The following is a 16,849-nucleotide window of genomic DNA, read 5'->3' as shown; positions in this document are numbered from 1 at the left end:
AAATAGCCAAGCGGCTTTTATGTAACGGTTTTACGCGTAGGTGAGGAAATCTGTGTCCGAGACGCTACCGACATTATTGGATATAGAAGCGTCCGGATTCGGGCGCGGCAGTTATCCTATCGAAGTGGGCATTGCCCGCACGGATGGAAGCTGCTGCGCGTTTCTTATCCAGCCTCTGGATGAGTGGACTCATTGGGACCCCAAAGCTGAACTGTTGCACGGTATTTCACGCCAACGACTGCAGCGCGAGGGTTATCCTGTGCGCCAGGTGGCGTTATGGATCAACGACGAATTGCGTACCTTGGGCAAGGCCTATAGCGATAGCTGGGGCTACGACAATACCTGGCTGTCACTATTGTTTCATCATGCGGGGATTATTCCCGGCTTCAGGTTGGAAGCCTTGCGCATACTGCTGAGTGAAGAACAGTTGGCGGTATGGAATGACACCAAGGAAGCCATCATTGCCGAGCAAGGCATTCAGCGCCATCGGGCCGGGGATGATGCCCGGCTGTTGCAGTTGACCTTTGAGCGTACCCGACGCCTGACTGAAGGCCGCGCTTCATAACGAGCTTCGCCTGTTCGCCTGTATGCGATTCAAAACTGTGCTTCAACGGCGTCGAGCAAGTCTGAAGGCGTTTCGGCATCAAGCAGCATGTCGCGGGTCACGGTGGCGAGAAAACCCTGTTCGACCGTGTTGTCGAGAAAGCCCAGTAGCGGCGTATAGAAGTCATTGATGTTAAGCAGCCCGATCGGCTTGTCATGCAGCCCCAGATAACCCCAGGTCCAGATCTCAAACAGTTCCTCAAAGGTCCCGATACCACCAGGCAAGGCAATAAACCCATCGGCTTGGGCCGCCATGGTGGCTTTACGTTCATGCATATCACTCACGCGGATCAGTTCAGTCAGGCCGAAATGCGCCTGCTCGCGTTCAACCAGATGATCCGGCATCACGCCTACCGCCTGGCCACCCGCTTCCAGCGTGGCATTAGCAAGCTCGCCCATCAGGCCAATCCTGGCGCCACCGTACACCAGGGTGTGGCCACGCTGTGCCAGTTGTTGGCCTAGCTCGATCGCGGCTGCCTTGTAGTCGGGGTGCGTACCTGCGCGTGAGCCAAGATAAACACAGATGCGTGACATAGGGGTTTCCTTTTTTGAGAGGCTTTACTCAACATAGCGATCAATCTGATGAACAGTATCCATCCATTGGCCGATGACATTATGGCTGCCGAGGTGATGCGCATACTGGGTGTGCAGGCAACGTACCTGATCCCAGTTGGTAATCCCGCCGACACCACGCTCTGTTAGCACTGTCTGGTAACCACGTTGATCAACGTCCGCTTTCTGAGCCGGGGTCATGTATTCCCAGCGCTCGGCGACGTAATCGCGGTGGCTCTGATGATAGGCTGCCAGGAACTCGGCATCCTCCTGAAGCTGCTGCTCAAGCTGCTTGATGATACCGGCGGCTTCAAGATGGGAAATGGCCACTTTCAGACGTTCCGAGCAGAGCCAGTAAAGCGTCGGGAAAGGTTTACCATCAACAATCGGTGCCATACGTAGAACCAGGGGCGTGCCTGCCCCGTCAGTGGCGGCCACGGCCTCGATGCCGCGAGGCGCGCGCCCAAGCTGCCGGGCAATAATGTCAAGTTCATGCTGGCTGGGAGCATGATGGGTGCGGATGATCATGGCGTGTCAGTAAAGCTCCTGGAGGTGCGGTCAGGGGTCGTCTCGAACAAACTTGTTTGACTGGCCCACAGCGCGGAAAAAGCATCGGTTCAGCTGCTCTGGCGTGGCGACATAGCGCCAGGTGCGCTCGCAATATTCGGCGCCGCGGGCAATCAGGGCCTCATAGAGGCGGTTGAACGGCGCATCGTAATCGTAAGGGTCTGCGCCGGACAAGCGGATATGTGGATAATCGGCAAAGCGCTCAACAAAATAGCGCTCAAGATCGGCTTCAACGGCGCTGTGTTGCGCCTTGTTGTCGGGGTCTATCCACAGGTTATAGCGGATTGCCATAGGGCTACTCTCGGTTGGCGCCCGACGATGGAAGCACCTACTCCGGAGCATCCTGGAGATGAGATTCCAGAATCTGGCGAAGCTGGCCTTCGATCGGGACGGCTTTTTTAGCCTGATGATCGTATTGTAACAATACTGTGTGGCCCAGGTTGGCCAGTTTTCCATGTTGGCGCGCTTCCTGGGTCACCGTAAAGGAGCTATTGCCTAAACGGGTCAAATAAGTGCGAATTTCAATATCGTGGCCGTAAAAAAGCTCAGCGCGATAGTCGACTTCCATGCGCGCCATCATCAAACGCCATTTGTGCGTGTCCAGGTCCGGCGTGAATAGCTTGAACAAGTCGTTGCGAGCCAGTTCAAACCAGGCAGGCAAACGCGTGTTGTTGATATGGCCGAGAGCATCGGTATCGTAAAATGCCGGTTCAATGATGCGTGTAAACATGGTGTTTCCTTATGATTATGAAAGATAGCAGAGGCCTTTAGCGCCTGGCTAATCATTCACCCAAGCAAACGCTTGGTCAAGTCGTTGAGCGTCGCGCGGCCCACCATTGCTGGCAGCGCATCCAACCGACCAGCCATAGCGTGGCGACGATAAAGCCAGCCAGCGTCCCTGCCGCCAGCCCCCAGGAGGCATACGTCAATGACACACACAGGGTATAGCTGAGCAGCGCCCCCAACCCCATTGGATAATGCTTGATCACTGTTGACGCCGGGGCAGCACCGTAACCGGCATGCAGAATGACCAGGAAGGGCAGCATGGTGACAGGAAATGCCGCCAGGGTGCCGGCCCAGGCAGCGGGCACCCAGTGGGCAAGGGCAGTAATCACAAAAATCATCAGCGTGGCCAGGGCTGCCCGTAACCCCAGAGCCGACCACGACAGCGTGCCACTGGCATTGACCCGGGTTTCCGGCACCCGCCGGTAGAGCCAGGTAAACACGCCAATGGCCACCAGGGTGACCAGGGTTCCAGTGAGGCGGGTAAACTCAAAATGCGACAGCAACCAGCCGACGGCCACCCAGGCGCTCAAGCCACCCAGAGAGCCCATCAACACCCCTTTGATGCCGTCCGTACGGCCACCACACACCAGGTAACCACCTCCCAGCGCCAGTGTTGCAGTAAAACCTGCCAGGGTATGAATGGCGCTTTGTGTCGCAAAGCCGGGAGAAATTTCCAGACCGATGAAAAACAGCGCCAGCGCCGTACCCAGCGGGTACCCAGCCAATAAACCGGCAACCCGCGGGCTAACGCGTACGGCGACCAACCCTAACCCAAGTACTAAACCTATTGATGCCAGCAACTTGCCCAGTTGCCAGATCAGGGGAACATCTGCCATCTTTTATCCTTGTTGATTTATGCTCATGAGGACAGCTGGCATGCCGACCTCCACTGCCCACCCGTTATCACCGCCGCCCATGCCTGAATGCTGTGAATTATGCGGGCGGGCGGAATCCTTGACCAAGCATCACCTGATACCCAGGGCGCTGCACAATAAGCCCCGCTACCGTAAGCGCTATTCACGCGAGGAGCGGCTGACCGCCATTGCCTGGCTGTGCCGTCCCTGCCACAAGCACATTCATCGGCTTTACAGTGAACGCGAACTGGCTGAACGCCTTAACACCGTTACAGCACTAGGTAATGATGCGGCGATCGCCGCCTTTGTCACATGGTTGGCCAGTAAGCCGGTCGGCTTCAAACCCAAAGCACAGCGGCGCAGGCGTTAGCTGTTGTCACACCAGGCGTAGCCCCTGCTGATCCTGCCAGGCAGCCTGAAGCGCTTGTTGTAAAGGTTCCTGAAGGTGTTCAGGCAATGCCTGGAAAGCTTCCTGTGCGCTATCGAACGAGCGGTTGCGCAACCAGCAATAGGCCCAGGCGCAGGCCTCAGCCTCACTTTGCGGCCGTGGCCGAGCAGGCATCTGGTTAAGCAGAAACACGGCCGTACGGGGAGCCCAGAGCGGAATATCTTCACCGCTGGCGGCCTGGCACCAGGCTTCTAATGTAGCCCCATCAGGTGTTTCATCGGGCGCGCCCACCTTGGCAACTCGGGCTGTTTCGGCGAGTATCAAAGCCAAGCGAGTATTGTCCGCCTGGCCAAGAGCGAGCCATTGGCGCAACAAGGCAGGAATGCCAGCCCGCACCTGCGCGTAAAAGTCGCGCTGCGGGGCATCGCTGGAAGGTCTGTTCTTTGGTTGATTGTCATCTTGCATCATGCTGATGAAGTACCCTGTAAAGTGTCAAAAGTAATGGAAATGATTTTTAATTAATACGTTGTAACGACAAATGCTGTTAACCACAAGGACAACGGATGATGTTCGATTTTGCCACGCCCCTTGAACGACGCCACCCAGCCGGTGGATGGCGCTCCCAGAAATGGCACCGCTATGGCGAAGATGTACTGCCGTTATGGGTCGCTGACATGGACTTTACGGCGCCGCCTGCGGTGATGGATGCGCTGAAACGACGTGTTGAGCATGGCGTTTACGGTTACGGGCAGGTACCGGACAGCCTCAAGCAAACGCTGTGTGAATGGAGTGCTACCCACTACGACTGGCCGATACAGCCGGAGTGGCAACAGTGGCTTCCAGGGGTGGTGCCTGCCCTGCATCTGGCAAGTCTGGCGTTGACCAAACCCGGCGATGGCGTGTTGACCATCACACCTATCTACCCACCTTTTCTGGCGGTGGCCGAGCGCACTGGCAGAGTAACACAGCAGGCAGCCATGGCGCCGCCAAGCGAAGAAGGTGGCGAGTGGCGGCTCGACCTGGAGGCGCTGGAAGCCGCGATTACCCCCAAAACGCGCCTGCTGCTGTGGTGCCAGCCGCATAATCCCACAGGGCGTATCTGGCGCCATGAAGAGCTGGCAAGATTGGCCGCGCTGGTCGAGCGCCACAATCTATACGTGGTGTCCGATGAGCTGCACTGCGACCTCCTGCTTGACGAGGGTGCCAGGCATCAACCGCTGGCGGCGGCGTTTCCCGCGCTTGCGGATCGCATTATCACCCTGTGGGCGCCTTCCAAGACGTTCAATCTGGCCGGGCTGACCGCCGCCTGTGCTGTGATACCTGACCCTGACCTGAGGGCGCGTTTTGCCCAGGCAACCAAGGGGCTGCTGCCAGATGGCAACGTGATGGGCCTGGCCGCTGCTGAAGCCGCTTATCGCGATGCGGAACCCTGGCGTCAGGCGTTGCTTGATGTCTTGCGTGGTCATCGTCAGATGATCAGCGATTATGTCGCTCACTGGCCTGGCGTCCATTTCAATCCTCCCCGGTCCACCTACCTTGCCTGGTTGGATATGCGCGATGCAGGCCTGGGAGATGACCCTCAGCAAGCCCTGTTGGCGCAGGCAAAAGTCGCGCTGTCCAACGGCGCTGATTTTGGCCAGCCCGGCTTTGTGCGGCTGAACTTTGGCACCACTGCCGCCCAGCTTGAAGAGGCCCTCAAGCGGATGGATCAAGCCTTAAGACGGTGAATGAAGGAAGCGTGTCAGCTTAGAATCATCCAGACACAGGCAGCCGTGAGCGCGCCCATGGTGATATTAAAGCGTCGCCAGGCGCGCTCTGTACGGATTTTCTGGCCGATAAAGCTGCCAAATGCCGCCCACAAGGCGCAGCAGGGCAGCGCCACCAGTTCGGCAAACCCCACCAGCAACAGGGCATTGGCCAAGGCGTTACCGTCAGACGGCAGAAAGCCTGCAATCAGTGCCAGCCCCATCACCCACGCCTTGGGGTTGGCAAACTGAAACAGGGCCGCCTGCCAGAAGGTCAGCGGGCGGCGAGTCACGTCAGTATTCAGATCGGGTGGCGGTGCGGTGGCAATCTTCCAGGCCAGATAAAGCAGATAGGCGCTGCCGATCCAACGCAGTGCCAGTTGCAGGCTCGGATAGCGTTCAAACAATACCCCCAAGCCCATGGCGATGCCGGCAAACAGCAGAAAACAGCCACCCACAATGCCCAGCAAGTGTGGCAGCGTGCGCTGAAAACCAAAGTTAGCCCCTGAGGCGGTCAGCATCAGATTGTTGGGGCCAGGTGTCAGCGTCATTGACATCATATAAAGAGCGGCAGGGCCGAGAATTACCCACTGGCTGGTCATTTTGTATCCATACAATTTTGTGTTTAAGGGCTTTAATTGCTAACTTTTTAAAGCATGATAGGCTTTAAATTGACGTCAAAGGTTTTATTGTCACCATGACAATTTGGGTGCCTGAAATAGATGCATACACTGGGTCGCGTTATCGTGCCATTGCCGCAGCGATTGGTGATGCGATCAATGCCGGTAGCTTGCAGCCAGGAGAAAAATTGCCACCGCAGCGGCGCCTGGCGGATGCGCTAGGCGTGACGATCGGCACGGTTACGCGGGGATATGCGGAAGCTGAGCGAAACGGCTGGGTAACGGCAAGAGTGGGCAGCGGTACCTATGTGAGTGGGTGCCAGGATGCGGCGGCATTTCAAATGCCCCATGTGGAAACATCCGGCGATACACAGCACATTGATTTAAGCCTGAGCTTGCCGCCCCCGCACCCTTTACGCCAGCAGGGGTTGGCTGCCGCGCTTGCAAGTATTGGCCAGTCTCCAGAAGCCCTGAGCAAAGGGGTTAACTACCAGCCAGCGCAAGGGAGCGCTGTGCAGCGTCAGGTTTTCAGTGCATGGCTGGAAACGTTGGGGTTTGCTCTTGAGGCTGATGAGTTATTGATTACCCAAGGCGGCCAGCATGGCTTACAGCTGAGTCTGCAAGCCTTGCTGCGCCCTGGTGAGCTGGTCGCTGCAGATACACTGACCTACCCAGGGTTGATGAGTGCTGCACGGCAATCGCATCTCAAACTGGTTGGCATCCCTTTTGATGATCAGGGGATGAACGCTGAGGCGCTCAGGGCTCAGTGCGAACGTCAGCCGCCAAGGATGGTGTACCTCACTCCCGAGCAGAATAACCCGACCGGCGCAGTGCTCAGCGCTGAGCGGCGTGATGCCATTGTGGCGCTTGCGCGGAAATATGACTTCTGGCTGTTGGAAGATGGCGTTCAGTATCTACCCGTTGAGCAGCGTTTAGCGCCACTTTACTGCCTTGCTCCTGAGCGTACCCTGTTTGTGTTTAGCACAGCTAAAGTGTTGGCGGGCGGCTTGCGAATCGGCGTGCTGCGAGCACCGCCTGTTTTGTTGGAGCGTCTAACCCAGACGCTGCGTGCCCAGAGCTGGATGGTGCCGCCCTTATTGGTCGATGTGGCCTGCCATTGGGTGAACATGGCCTCTGCGCGGGAAGTGATGGATTGGCAAAGCCAAGAGCTGCAGTCACGCCAGATAATGGCGGCTGAAATGTTGGCAGGCTTTACCCTGCAAGCCAGAGAGGGCGGCAGTAATTTATGGTTAATTCTTCCAGAGGGCTTTCGTGCGGTGGCTTTCAGTGAGCAGTTGAAAGCGCGGGGGGTGCTGGTTACCAGCGCCGAACCTTTCTGTGTGGGCAGTGCGCCAGCCCCGCAGGCGATTCGTCTATGTCTCGGAGCGGCTCAGGATCAGGACACCCTAGGCCGCGCCTTGCAGATAGTGCTTGAATGCCTACAGGCGGGGCCGCTTGCCAGCCCCACCCTGTAATACCTTGATAAGTGCAGCGCTCTCAGTAGAGCAGGGCAAACAGCTTGCGCCGGTAGGTTACGGTGAGCGGGTGCTCGGCACCCAGGGCGTCGAAGACCTGAAGCAGGGTCTTGCGCGCGGCATCATCGCCGTAGCTGCGGTCGCTTTTCATCAGGGCCAGCAGGCCTTCCAGGCCCTGCTCGTAGTCGCCGTCGGCTACCTGGCGTAAGGCGCGCTGGAATTGAGCTTCACTGTCGTTACGTTCTCCCAGGGCCGCCACTTCCTGATGGGAAAGCGCCTGTTCGGCAAATTCAATGCTGGCGCGCACACCGCGAGCGGGGGCGGCATCGCGCTCTTCCGGTGGCAGGTTGTCCAGCACGCTGCGGGCGTCATCGCCGCGGCCTTCTGCCACCAGCGCCTTGGCCAGCCCCACCTGGTAGGCGTAATGCTCGGGGTACTGTGAGGTCAACGTCTGATAATGTTCGCGAGCGGTGGCGGCATCACCTGCTTTCAGGGCTTCTTCTGCCAGCTCTTCAGGGCTTGCCGGTGCGTCTTCAGGGGCCTGGAAATAACGGCCCAGCCATTCGCGCACGTCTTTTTCCGGTAACGCCCCCTGGAAGCTGTCGACTAGGCCGCCCTGGCTGACCAGTTTGACATCCGGCACCGAACGTACGCCCAGCTGGCCAGCAATCTCCGGGTTGGCATCTGCATCAAGCTTGGCAAGAATGAAGGCACCTGCGTATTCGACGGCCAGTTTTTCAAGCACTGGCATCAGGGTTTTGCAGGGTTCGCTCGCGGGCGACCAGCTGTCGAGCAGAATCGGCACCTGCATGGAGGCTTCCAGCACCTGCTGAATATTACTGGCATCCAGATCAATGATGACGTCTTCACGGCGGGGCGCTGGCCCTGAGGTGGCGGCTGAGGGCGCGTCTGCCGCCGCTGCTGTGGGCGATGGGTTGTTGGCCGTATCAGGGCTGATAGGGGCCGTTAAGGCTTCGCCGGTACGTGGATCAATAATTGACATGGTGTCACTCTAGGCAGAAAGAATTTAAGCATGATATGCAGGCAAGCGCGGCGGGATTCAAGTCGCCAAGTGAAAAATCACCTCGGGAGCTTACGTGAATAATCGTCAGGATGTGCATGATCAGGTGGTGGAATGCCCCGAGGCAATGCGTCGCGATGCGTTATGGTCGTTGGCCGCAGCCCAGGACAGCGCTGGCCAGCGAGCGTTGGCAGCCGCCATTCAGTCCTTTACGCAAACGCCTGCCCCGGATTGGAGCGGGCTTTTGTACTATGCGGCCAACTATCCAACAAAAGCGGTATGGGTGCAGCCTTTTCCAGGTGACATGGCCCAGCTGTGGCGACCTCAAGGAGAAGACGCCGAGGCTCAGGCGCTTCTGCAGGCGGCAAGAGAATGGGTGGAAACGCATAAAATTCGCCTTTGCCACTGTGTGGTCATGCCGAACAAGCCAGCACAAACGGCGCTTCTGTTAGCTGCGGGCATGCAGCGGGTGGCCCCTCTTCGCTACCTGAGCGCATCACTCAACAGCCGTGATGCGCGCGCATCGCAACTCACCTTGCGCCCCTGGGGCGAACTCGCCCCAACAGCGACGCAGTCGCTTATCGAACAGGTGCAGGTAGAGTCACTGGATAGCCCGCTGGTCTGCGAGGCGTTGGGGTCGGCGGAGCTGCTTCAGGGTTTCCATCGCCAGTCTCCAGAAGCGGATCGACACTGGTTTGCGGTCTACTCATCGCCACATGACCCGCAACCAATCGGCGTTCTGTTAATGGTGCCCCGTCAGGCGCAAGGCGTGGTGGAAGTGCTGTTGATGGGGTTGGTGCCGACTAGGCGAGGGCAGGGGCTGGGGCGTGAACTCTTGCAGGCCGCGTTTGATTATACGGCGCAAATAGGCGCGACGCGGCTGGCGCTCACCGTGGATGCCACCAATACCCCTGCCCGATGCTTGTATGAGAACGCCGGTTTTCACTGCTACCACAGCGAGGAAATCTATGCCTGGACCTATCCTCGCACAGGGTAACAATGTGGCTCCTGTGATAGGCATAAACGAGCGTTTAATTTATCCTGTCTCATTATATCCATAGACACCTTTGTTTTACGCGTTTATCAGGGAACCGTTATGCCCAAGTTAACTGCGCTGTTGCTCGCCTTGCTGCTGGCAGGATGCGGTGAGACCAGTACCGAAAGTGTTCAGCAAGAATCACCGCGCTGGGTGAAGACCGCCGAGCTTGCCCCTGTCGAGCAGCCAATGCTGATGCTCACGGGGGTGGTTCGCGCCCGTTATGAAACGCCCCAGGCTTTTCGGGTCAGCGGCCAGATTGCCACCCGGCATGTGGATGCTGGCCAAAACGTTAGCCAGGGCGATGTGCTGTTCACTCTGGACGACAGCGATTTGCAGGCGGCGCTGGCTGCCTCCCAGGCAGATCTGGCAGCGGCTGAAGCCTCGGTGGCGGTGAGTCAGGCCGATCTGGCGCGGGACCGTCAGCTATTGGAGCGTAACTTCCTCAGCCAGCAGGCATTCGAGCGGGCGGAGCTGGCCAGCCGTGAAGCGCTGACGCGGCGCGATGCTGCCCAGGCGCGTGTGGAGCAATCCCGCAACGCCCTGGACTACGCCACCCTGCGGGCCGAGGCCGACGGGCTCCTGATTGATGTGGCCGGTGAGCCTGGGCAAGTAGTGGCCACCGGTCAGGCAATTGCGACCCTGGCCCAGGAGGGGCGACGTGAAGTGGAAGTGGCGTTTCCCTCCCATGTACGCCCACCTGCTAATGGGGCGCTGTTGCTCGATGACCGCCAGATCAGCCTGTCACGCCGTGAAGTCGCCGGCGCTGCGGACCCGGCAAGCCGCACCTGGCGAGCCCGCTATCAGCTGGAGGAAGCCCTGTTCAGTGATTCCCTGGGGGAAGTCGTACAGACCCGTTTCCCCATGGACAGCCTGCCGGAAGGCGTTTTTCAAGTGACGGTCGCGGCTATCGATGAACGTGGTGATGGCCCCCAGCTATGGCAGGTGAGCGACGGCCAGGCGCAGCCTGTGGCGATTTCGATTGAACGTATGCAGCGCGACCGGGCCTGGGTGCGAGGTGAGCAGCTGCGTGAAGGGCTGGAAGTGATTGCGCTGGGTACCCACCTGCTGACGCCGGGAATGGACGTGCGCCCGCTGGCGCAGGAGGCGGCCGAGTGAGTTTCCCCAATCTCTCAGCGCTGGCGGTGCGTGAACGGGCGGTGACGCTGTTTTTCCTGATGATTGCCTTGCTGGCCGGACTTTACGCATTTGCCTCCATGGGGCGTGCTGAAGACCCGAACTTTACCGTGCGCGTCATGATGGTGTCGGTCGCCTGGCCGGGGGCGACGCCAGAGGAGTTGCAGGAAAGCGTGGTCGACCGGCTGGAAAAACGTATCCAGGAAGTCGAAGACCTGTATCGGATTGAAACCACCATTCGCCCAGGGCGGGCGGATATGCAGGTGGAGTTTGAGGATTACACGCCCAGCAGGGAAGTATCCGAACGCTTTTATCAGGTACGTCGGCGCATGCAGGATGAAGCGCCACAGCTGCCTGAAGGTGTGGTTGGGCCTTTGATCAACGAGGATTTTGGTGATGTTTATTTCTCACTGGTGGCGCTGACCGCGCCGGGAATGCCAATGCGCGACATGGTGCGCGAGGCCGAGGATATCCGTGATCGCCTGCAGCGTCTGGATGGCGTCAACAAGGCGCAGATACTTGGCGAGCGTGAAGAGCGCATGCATGTCGATTTTGACCTTGCCGCCTTGCAGAGCCTGGGTATTTCACCTCAGCAGGTATTTGCTGCCATAGAAGCACAGAACACTCTGCTACCGGCTGGACGGGTGGATACCCAGAGTGCGCGCCTTTATGTGCGCATTAACCATGATATGGCAAGCCCTGAAGCGCTGACGGAAGTGCCTATCCGGATTGGCGAGCGGCTGATCCGCCTGGGGGATATTGCCGAGGTATCGCGCGGTTATGAAGACCCGCCCAGCTATCTGGTACGCGCCTTTGGCGAAGATGCCTTACTGCTGGGTGTGGTGATGCAGGAGGGTGAAAACGGCCAGGCATTTGGTGAGCGTCTGAACGACTTCTGGCAGGAGGAACGCCAAGGTCTGCCACTGGGAATGTCGCTGCAGGTGATGACCAATCAGGCAGACGCCATCGATGGGGCGGTGAACCTTTTTCAGGTCAAGTTCCTGGTGGCTGTTGTTGTGGTGATGCTGGTCACCATGCTGGCGGTAGGCCTGCGTGCCGGTATTGTAGTGGGCATTGCCATTCCGATCACCCTGGCGCTGACCTTTGTGGTCATGAAGGCCATGGGGATCAACCTTGACCGTATTACTCTGGGGGCGCTGATTATCGCCCTGGGCCTGCTGGTGGACGATGCCATCATTGCCATCGAAATGATGATCGTCAAGATGGAGCAGGGCTGGGAACGTCTGGATGCCGCCTCTCATGCCTGGAAAGTCACCGCCGCGCCCATGCTGTTCGGCACCATGGTCACGGTGGCTGGCTTTGTGCCGATTGGCTTTGCCCAGTCCGGTGTGGGCGAATATGCCGGTAACATTTTCTGGGTGCTGGGTATTGCGCTGCTGATTTCCTGGCTGGTAGCGGTGGTGTTTACCCCCTATCTGGGGGTGAAAATCCTGCCTGAGCAGAAAACCCATCACAGCGAGGATGAAGCCTATCAGTCGGCGGGCTACCAGCGTCTGCGTGCCTTTATCAGCGGCTGTGTGCGCTTTCGCAAGAGCGTGGTAGCGGTGACGCTGGCGCTGCTGGTCGCGGCCATTGCCGGTATGGCTGGCCCGGTGGAGCAGCAGTTCTTCCCCAGTTCTGATCGCCCCGAAGTGCTGGTCAGCGTTTACCATCCCCAGGGCAGCAGTATCGAAGCCACCAATGCCACGACCCGGCGCCTGGAAGCCTTGATCAAGGATGCCGAAGGGGTGAAATCACTGTCTGCCTATGTAGGGGCCGGGGCGCCGCGCTTTTTTATCTCGGCTAACCCGGAACAGCCCAACCCTGCCTTTGCCAAGCTGATTGCCGTGGCGGAAGGTGTCGAATCCCGCGATGAGCTGATGGCCATGCTGCGTGAACGCATTGAAGACGGCGAGTTTCCTGAAGCGCGAGTGCGGGTGGAAGCCTTGCTGTACGGCCCGCCGGTGGATTGGCCGGTCAGCTTCCGGGTGCTGGGCGATGACCCGGATCAGCTTAGAGCCATTGGCCATCAGGTGCGTGAAGTGATCAAGGCGCATCCGGCGACTCGTGATCCGCATCTTGAGTGGGATGAGCGCGCGCCCACCCTACATCTGGATATCGACCGTAATCGGCTGCAGCTGATTGGCCTGACCCCGGACGATGTGGCCCGTCAGCTGCAGTTCCAGCTGGATGGGGTAACGATCACCCAGCTGCGCGACGGTATACGCTTGGTGCCCGCCCTTGGCCGCGGCGCTGCTCAGGATATTGATGATGTGCAAAGCCTGGAGGTGCTGACCAATGGTGGCCAGCGGGTTCCCTTGACGCAGCTGGGAGAACTGCGGGTGGCGTTTGAAGAACCGGTGATCAAGCGCTACAACCGTCAGCCGTTTGTGGCGATCAATGCCGATGTCGAGGGTGCTCAGCCCAATGACGTGACCCAGCAGGTCTGGGAGCAACTGGCCTCGCTGCGCGATGAATTGCCTTCAGGCTACCGCATTGATACCGGTGGCTCAGTGGAGCAGTCTGCCAAGGCTCAGGCCTCCATCCAGGTGCTGCAACCTTTGATGGTGGTGCTGATGCTGATATTCATCATGCTGCAGATGCGCTCTTTCGCGGGCACCTTTATTGTGGTGGCGACGGCGCCGCTGGGCCTGATTGGCGCGGTTGCCGCCATGCTGCTGTTCAACCAGCCGTTTGGCTTTGTGGCCACCCTGGGGCTGATTGGCCTGGCAGGCATCCTGATGCGTAACACCCTGATCTTGACCCAGCAGGTGGCAGATAACATCAAGGAAGGCATGCCGATGCGTCAGGCAGTGGTAGAGGCCGGTGTCCAACGTGCCCGGCCTGTGGTGCTAACGGCGCTGGCCGCCATTCTGGCCTTTATCCCGCTGACCATGGACAGTTTCTGGGGGCCGCTGGCCTATGTACTGATTGGTGGCGTCGCGGTGGGTACCCTGATCACCCTGCTGTTTGTGCCAGCGCTGTACGCCCTCTGGTATCGCATTGAGCAGCGCGGTTAACGGCTGGCCTGCAGGCAGCCGGTGAGCACCAGAAGCCCGGCCAATGGCAGCTGCCAGTTCAGCGGGGTGGCGCCGGTGACCACCAGCAAGGCGGCTGCCAGAATCGGCACCCCATAGGCCAGGCTGCCAATGGTTGCACTTGGGCCGCCGCGCAAAGCCTTGTCCCAGGCGACCATGGCAATGCCGAATGGTCCCAGGCCCAGTGCGATGCCGGCCCACAGGGCGCTGTCGCTGGGTACGCTCAGGCGTCCCTCCAGCGCCAGGGTTGCCAGTGCACTCAACAGGCTGGCAATCAACAGCAGGCGCGGCAGATAAGGGGTTAGTGTGATGGGCGACGCCTGCCCAACCCAGGAGTATAGCGCCCAGCAACACGCTGCCAGAAAGGCGAAGCCGTAGCCTTTCAGCGAGGCGTCATTAAAGGCCACGCCCTGTTCGGGAAGCATCAGCAGGGCGGCTCCCGCGAAAGCAATCATGGCGCCGCTCAGGCTGCGTAGTCTTATTCTGCCCAGCTGCGTCCATTGGCTGAGCAGCACAAACAGCACCGGCCAGGTGTAGGTAATCAGCGCTGCTTCCGAGGCCGGTGCCTGGCGCATACCTATAAAGTAGCTGCTTACCGCGCCCAGAATCAGCAAGGGGACGCCCAACCACAGGCTGAACCGCCACCCCAGGCTGTTGACTCTTTGTCCGTGGCTTTTGCCAAGTGGCAGGGTGGCCAGAGCTCCGGCCAGCAGGGTCAATGTGGTCAGGCTTAAGGGGGAGGCGCTGCGTGCCTGCTCGGCCAGCAGCGGTGCCGTGGCCCAGAGTGCAATGGCGACAACTGCCGCCAGGATACTGACAGGAAATACTCCGAACGTACGCGTCAGTTGCATAAAAGGCTCCTTACCTGAGAGATCTTGAAAGCGGCCCTGTTGGCCGCTGATGCAAGATACCCGCTAGCAACCCATCACAAAATCAATCATTATTGATATAAATCATCAAGAAATGTGATCCATGCGCGCACGCACTTTTGACCTCACCCTGCTACGTACCCTGGTGGCGATTGCTGACACCGGCAGCGTGACGGCGGCCTCCAAGCGCTTGGCGTTCAGCCAGTCGACGATCAGCATGCAATTGAAGCGTCTGGAAGCGCAGATGGAATTGCGTCTGCACGAACGTGAAGGGCGCCAGGTACGTTTTACCGCCGATGGCGAGCGCCTGCTGACCCATGCGCGGCGGCTGCTGGCGCTGAACGACGATGCCTGGCAGGACATGCAGGTACATCAGGTCAGTGGCGAGCTCAAGCTGGGAATTCCTGAGGACTACGCTTCGCTGCTGCCGTCGGTGTTTTCCTACTTCCACCAGCTTTACCCGGGGGTAGGGCTGGAGGTGATCTGTGGGGTCAGCGCTGATCTTGTTGAACGGGTGCGCAGTGGCGATCTGGATCTGGCGCTGGTCACCCGGCAACGCAATTCGCCGGGCGGGGAAGTGATCCGCCGTGAACCCCTGCTTTGGGCGGTCGGGCTGAGCTATCAACCCTTGTTGCGTGACCCTTTGCCGCTGGCGCTCTACACCCGTGGGGCGGATGTGTTCCGGGAAGTGGCCGAGCAGTCATTGCAGAGTGCTGGGCGACGTTGGCGAGTGGCCTATACCAGCCAATCGATGACCGGGCTGGCGCCGGTGGTGATGGCGGGCTTGGCGATTGTGGTGGTGACGCGTAGCATGCTGACGCCGATGCTCAAGCCGCTGGATGAAAGCAGCGGCTTGCCGGCGCTGCCGTCCATTGAACTTGCCTTGCACCGGGCGCCGCACCGCCCCTCAGAGCCTGCGCGGCGCCTGGCCGAGCTGATTCACGAACAGCTGGCCGATGGTGAGCCGTGAGCACCGTCAGGCGTTAACGCACTAGGGTCTGTAGCGCCTCAATCAGATAATCCATTTCGTCATCAGTGCCGATAGTGATCCGCAGGAAGTTGCTTAACCCTGCCTTGTTGAAATGGCGAACCAGAATACCGCGTTCACGCAGGCCAGCAAACAGCTGGGCGCCGTCGTGATCCGGGTGTTGCGCCAGCAGGAAGTTGGCCTGGGAGGGAAGCACCTCGAAGCCCAGGGTTTCCAGCTGATGGCGGGTGCGCTCGCGGGTGGTGATGACCTTCTCGCGGCAGGCGGCAAAGTGGTCGCTGTCCTGCAGGGCGGCGATGCCCACGGCGCTGGCCAGGCTATCGACCGGGTAGGAGTTGAAAGAGTCCTTGATGCGCTCCAGGCCTTCAATCAGTTCCGCTGAGCCCATCGCAAACCCCAGGCGCAGGCCAGCTAAGCTACGTGATTTGGAAAAGGTACTGGTGACCAGCAGGTTAGGATAGCGTTCAACCAGGGTGACGGCGCTTTGTGTGCCAAAGTCCACATAGGCTTCGTCAACCAGCACCACCCGGTCAGTGACTTTCTGAAGCAGGCTTTCCAGCGCATCCAGGCTGTGGGTGTGGCCAGTCGGGGCATTGGGGTTGGCGAAAATCACCCCGCTGCGTGGCTGCGGCTGGCTCAGAGCCTCCAGATCCACTTCCCATTCAGGGGTAAGCGGGTGTTGACGCAGTTCAATGCCATACAATTTGGCATATACAGGGTAAAAGCTATAAGTGATTGAGGGCGCATCCAGCGGTTCGCCGTGGCAGAAAAACGCCTGGAAAGCAAACGCCAGCACTTCATCGGAGCCGTTGCCAACAAACACCTGCTGGGGCTCAACCCCATAGCACCGGGCTAGTTCGCTGCGCAGGGCCAGCGAGGTCGGGTCCGGGTAAAGGCGCAGATGGTCGGAGGCGAATTCCCGCAATGTTTCGCCTACGCCTGGCGCGGGGGGGTAAGGGTTTTCGTTAGTGTTCAGCTTGATCACCCGCTCAGTCGGCTGCTCGCCGGGTATATAAGGGGTCAGCGACTGAACGGCGGGGCTCCACAGTTGGCTCATTAGTGTGTCCTGCTGGCATTAAATCGGTAACCTTCATGGTCGCTTGACGTCTTCTAAAGCGCAAGCATTGTTATGTTTTTGGGGTGGGCGTTGCACCTTGTAGCGGGTATGCT

General features: G+C 59.2%; 18 protein-coding genes. 8 read left to right on the top strand and 10 right to left on the bottom strand.

From position 1 onward, the window contains the following. Nucleotides 1-52: 52 nt before the first annotated feature. Nucleotides 53-565, top strand: a complete 513-nt coding sequence (locus OR573_14575) for a hypothetical protein (protein ID XGA79693.1) — start codon at nucleotides 53-55, stop codon at nucleotides 563-565. A 29-nt stretch (nucleotides 566-594) separates the two neighbouring features. Here the strand turns inward: OR573_14575 and OR573_14570 are convergent, their stop codons facing one another. The 5 genes from OR573_14570 to OR573_14550 all read right to left on the bottom strand — a co-directional run bounded on the left by OR573_14570 (nucleotide 595) and on the right by OR573_14550 (nucleotide 3,344). Further along, entirely contained in the window at nucleotides 595-1,137 is a 543-nt protein-coding gene (locus OR573_14570; protein ID XGA79692.1) for a TIGR00730 family Rossman fold protein, read from the bottom strand. Between the two features lie 24 nt (nucleotides 1,138-1,161). After that, complete coding sequence (locus tag OR573_14565) at nucleotides 1,162-1,683, bottom strand: DUF501 domain-containing protein (GenBank protein XGA79691.1); 522 nt, start codon at nucleotides 1,681-1,683, stop codon at nucleotides 1,162-1,164. Nucleotides 1,684-1,713: 30 nt separating this feature from the next. After that, nucleotides 1,714-2,013, bottom strand: a complete 300-nt coding sequence (locus tag OR573_14560; GenBank protein ID XGA79690.1) for a hypothetical protein — start codon at nucleotides 2,011-2,013, stop codon at nucleotides 1,714-1,716. 37 nt (nucleotides 2,014-2,050) lie between these two features. Continuing rightward, nucleotides 2,051-2,452, bottom strand: coding sequence for a thioesterase family protein (locus tag OR573_14555; GenBank protein ID XGA79689.1), 402 nt, complete (start codon nucleotides 2,450-2,452; stop codon nucleotides 2,051-2,053). A 76-nt stretch (nucleotides 2,453-2,528) separates the two neighbouring features. Then, complete coding sequence (locus tag OR573_14550; protein ID XGA79688.1) at nucleotides 2,529-3,344, bottom strand: hypothetical protein; 816 nt, start codon at nucleotides 3,342-3,344, stop codon at nucleotides 2,529-2,531. A gap of 40 nt (nucleotides 3,345-3,384) precedes the next feature. On the opposite strand from OR573_14550, the gene OR573_14545 reads away from it, so the two are divergent. Then, nucleotides 3,385-3,732 carry a hypothetical protein gene (locus OR573_14545; protein ID XGA79687.1) on the top strand — a complete coding sequence of 116 codons (348 nt, stop codon included), beginning with the start codon at nucleotides 3,385-3,387 and terminating at the stop codon, nucleotides 3,730-3,732. Between the two features lie 6 nt (nucleotides 3,733-3,738). Here OR573_14545 and OR573_14540 read toward each other — a convergent pair whose 3' ends face one another. After that, nucleotides 3,739-4,218 carry a hypothetical protein gene (locus tag OR573_14540; protein XGA79686.1) on the bottom strand — a complete coding sequence of 160 codons (480 nt, stop codon included), beginning with the start codon at nucleotides 4,216-4,218 and terminating at the stop codon, nucleotides 3,739-3,741. 95 nt (nucleotides 4,219-4,313) lie between these two features. Here OR573_14540 and OR573_14535 point away from each other — a divergent pair, with 95 nt between their 5' ends. Continuing rightward, nucleotides 4,314-5,477 carry a PatB family C-S lyase gene (locus OR573_14535; GenBank protein XGA79685.1) on the top strand — a complete coding sequence of 388 codons (1,164 nt, stop codon included), beginning with the start codon at nucleotides 4,314-4,316 and terminating at the stop codon, nucleotides 5,475-5,477. Nucleotides 5,478-5,491: 14 nt separating this feature from the next. On the opposite strand, the gene OR573_14530 is transcribed toward OR573_14535, so the two are convergent. Then, nucleotides 5,492-6,097: a LysE family translocator gene (locus tag OR573_14530; GenBank protein ID XGA79684.1), complete on the bottom strand. Its 606-nt coding sequence runs from the start codon at nucleotides 6,095-6,097 to the stop codon at nucleotides 5,492-5,494. A gap of 95 nt (nucleotides 6,098-6,192) precedes the next feature. Between OR573_14530 and OR573_14525 the strand changes: the two genes are divergently transcribed. Beyond that, a complete protein-coding gene (locus tag OR573_14525; protein XGA79683.1) occupies nucleotides 6,193-7,590 on the top strand; it encodes a PLP-dependent aminotransferase family protein in 1,398 nt (465 codons plus the stop codon). Between the two features lie 22 nt (nucleotides 7,591-7,612). Here the strand turns inward: OR573_14525 and OR573_14520 are convergent, their stop codons facing one another. Then, a complete protein-coding gene (locus tag OR573_14520; GenBank protein XGA79682.1) occupies nucleotides 7,613-8,593 on the bottom strand; it encodes a tetratricopeptide repeat protein in 981 nt (326 codons plus the stop codon). A gap of 94 nt (nucleotides 8,594-8,687) precedes the next feature. On the opposite strand from OR573_14520, the gene OR573_14515 reads away from it, so the two are divergent. The 3 genes from OR573_14515 to OR573_14505 all read left to right on the top strand — a co-directional run bounded on the left by OR573_14515 (nucleotide 8,688) and on the right by OR573_14505 (nucleotide 13,804). After that, nucleotides 8,688-9,608, top strand: coding sequence for a GNAT family N-acetyltransferase (locus tag OR573_14515; GenBank protein ID XGA79681.1), 921 nt, complete (start codon nucleotides 8,688-8,690; stop codon nucleotides 9,606-9,608). Between the two features lie 99 nt (nucleotides 9,609-9,707). After that, nucleotides 9,708-10,766, top strand: coding sequence for an efflux RND transporter periplasmic adaptor subunit (locus OR573_14510; protein ID XGA79680.1), 1,059 nt, complete (start codon nucleotides 9,708-9,710; stop codon nucleotides 10,764-10,766). Further along, on the top strand, nucleotides 10,763-13,804 hold the full coding sequence (locus tag OR573_14505; protein XGA79679.1) for an efflux RND transporter permease subunit: 3,042 nt from the start codon (nucleotides 10,763-10,765) through the stop codon (nucleotides 13,802-13,804). The genes OR573_14510 and OR573_14505 overlap by 4 nt, the downstream gene beginning before the upstream one ends. Here the strand turns inward: OR573_14505 and OR573_14500 are convergent. Next, a complete protein-coding gene (locus OR573_14500) occupies nucleotides 13,801-14,673 on the bottom strand; it encodes a DMT family transporter (protein ID XGA79678.1) in 873 nt (290 codons plus the stop codon). The two genes, OR573_14505 and OR573_14500, sit on opposite strands and share 4 nt — an antisense overlap. A 121-nt stretch (nucleotides 14,674-14,794) precedes the next feature. On the opposite strand from OR573_14500, the gene OR573_14495 reads away from it, so the two are divergent. Further along, nucleotides 14,795-15,661 carry a LysR substrate-binding domain-containing protein gene (locus OR573_14495; GenBank protein ID XGA79677.1) on the top strand — a complete coding sequence of 289 codons (867 nt, stop codon included), beginning with the start codon at nucleotides 14,795-14,797 and terminating at the stop codon, nucleotides 15,659-15,661. Nucleotides 15,662-15,674: 13 nt separating this feature from the next. On the opposite strand, the gene hisC is transcribed toward OR573_14495, so the two are convergent. Further along, nucleotides 15,675-16,736, bottom strand: coding sequence for a histidinol-phosphate transaminase (gene hisC, locus OR573_14490; protein XGA79676.1), 1,062 nt, complete (start codon nucleotides 16,734-16,736; stop codon nucleotides 15,675-15,677). Nucleotides 16,737-16,849: the final 113 nt, after the last annotated feature.

Source organism: Halomonas sp. CH40 (assembly GCA_041875495.1).
Classification (GTDB): domain Bacteria; phylum Pseudomonadota; class Gammaproteobacteria; order Pseudomonadales; family Halomonadaceae; genus Vreelandella.
This window is presented reverse-complemented; position numbering and strand designations above follow the sequence as displayed.

What these genes read in the sequence shown, in the direction of transcription:
- OR573_14570 (XGA79692.1), bottom strand. Translation starts at nt 1,137, where the DNA reads ATGTCACGCATCTGTGTTTATCTTGGCTCACGCGCAGGTACGCACCCC.
- OR573_14565 (XGA79691.1), bottom strand. Translation starts at nt 1,683, where the DNA reads ATGATCATCCGCACCCATCATGCTCCCAGCCAGCATGAACTTGACATT.
- OR573_14560 (XGA79690.1), bottom strand. Translation starts at nt 2,013, where the DNA reads ATGGCAATCCGCTATAACCTGTGGATAGACCCCGACAACAAGGCGCAA.
- OR573_14555 (XGA79689.1), bottom strand. Translation starts at nt 2,452, where the DNA reads ATGTTTACACGCATCATTGAACCGGCATTTTACGATACCGATGCTCTC.
- OR573_14550 (XGA79688.1), bottom strand. Translation starts at nt 3,344, where the DNA reads ATGGCAGATGTTCCCCTGATCTGGCAACTGGGCAAGTTGCTGGCATCA.
- OR573_14545 (XGA79687.1), top strand. Translation starts at nt 3,385, where the DNA reads ATGCCGACCTCCACTGCCCACCCGTTATCACCGCCGCCCATGCCTGAA.
- OR573_14540 (XGA79686.1), bottom strand. Translation starts at nt 4,218, where the DNA reads ATGATGCAAGATGACAATCAACCAAAGAACAGACCTTCCAGCGATGCC.
- OR573_14535 (XGA79685.1), top strand. Translation starts at nt 4,314, where the DNA reads ATGATGTTCGATTTTGCCACGCCCCTTGAACGACGCCACCCAGCCGGT.
- OR573_14530 (XGA79684.1), bottom strand. Translation starts at nt 6,097, where the DNA reads ATGACCAGCCAGTGGGTAATTCTCGGCCCTGCCGCTCTTTATATGATG.
- OR573_14525 (XGA79683.1), top strand. Translation starts at nt 6,193, where the DNA reads ATGACAATTTGGGTGCCTGAAATAGATGCATACACTGGGTCGCGTTAT.
- OR573_14520 (XGA79682.1), bottom strand. Translation starts at nt 8,593, where the DNA reads ATGTCAATTATTGATCCACGTACCGGCGAAGCCTTAACGGCCCCTATC.
- OR573_14510 (XGA79680.1), top strand. Translation starts at nt 9,708, where the DNA reads ATGCCCAAGTTAACTGCGCTGTTGCTCGCCTTGCTGCTGGCAGGATGC.
- OR573_14500 (XGA79678.1), bottom strand. Translation starts at nt 14,673, where the DNA reads ATGCAACTGACGCGTACGTTCGGAGTATTTCCTGTCAGTATCCTGGCG.
- OR573_14495 (XGA79677.1), top strand. Translation starts at nt 14,795, where the DNA reads ATGCGCGCACGCACTTTTGACCTCACCCTGCTACGTACCCTGGTGGCG.
- hisC (XGA79676.1), bottom strand. Translation starts at nt 16,736, where the DNA reads ATGAGCCAACTGTGGAGCCCCGCCGTTCAGTCGCTGACCCCTTATATA.